The sequence below is a fragment of the Microtetraspora sp. AC03309 genome (assembly GCF_020826795.1).
In the GTDB taxonomy this organism is placed as follows: Bacteria; Actinomycetota; Actinomycetes; order Streptosporangiales; family Streptosporangiaceae; genus Microtetraspora; species Microtetraspora glauca.
The window spans coordinates 1-521 of sequence record NZ_JADDIL010000425.1 but is presented as its reverse complement, the minus strand read 5'-3'; the positions used below and the strand labels follow the sequence as shown (position 1 = coordinate 521).

General features: G+C 66.4%; 1 protein-coding gene. It reads left to right on the top strand.

Annotation, left to right across the window (positions count from 1 at the left end; genetic code table 11):
- Positions 1 to 390: glycosyl hydrolase family 65 protein (locus IMZ11_RS43680; RefSeq protein ID WP_305075959.1), on the top strand; the 390-nt coding region annotated here is incomplete at its 5' end.
- Between the last annotated feature and the right edge of the window lie 131 nt (positions 391 to 521).

Sequence of the window (521 nt, the reverse complement as noted above, 5' to 3'; positions counted from 1 at the left end):
GATCTGCACCGCAACACCCGAGACGGCCTTCACATGGCTTCGCTGGCCGGTGCGTGGACGGCACTGGTGGGCGGCTTCGGCGGGCTACGCGATGACGAGGGGATGCTGTATCTCGACCCGCATCTGCCCGAAGGCATATCGTGTCTGCGGTTCCGGCTGCGCTGGAAGGATTTTCGGGTCACGGTCGAAGCGAACCACCACGATGTAACCTACATCCTGCGCGACGGGCCGGACGGAACTCTGGCCATCCGTCACGCCGGAGAGGAGATCGTGCTCACCACCCAGGAGCCGACCACCGTCGCCGTGGTTCCCCGCCAGCCGCTGCTGCCACCGCCTCCGCAGCCACCCGGGCGGGAACCCTTACGGCGCCGCTCCGGCCAAACGAGCTGACAGGACTGCCTTCTACCGGGTTTGAAGCCCGAACGCCGCGGGGTACCCGACTTCGACAGGTGACAGCGGAGTATCGCGCTGCCAGCGATTCATCCGCTGAACAGCGAAAGGAGCGACGGGGTGACCGGTAC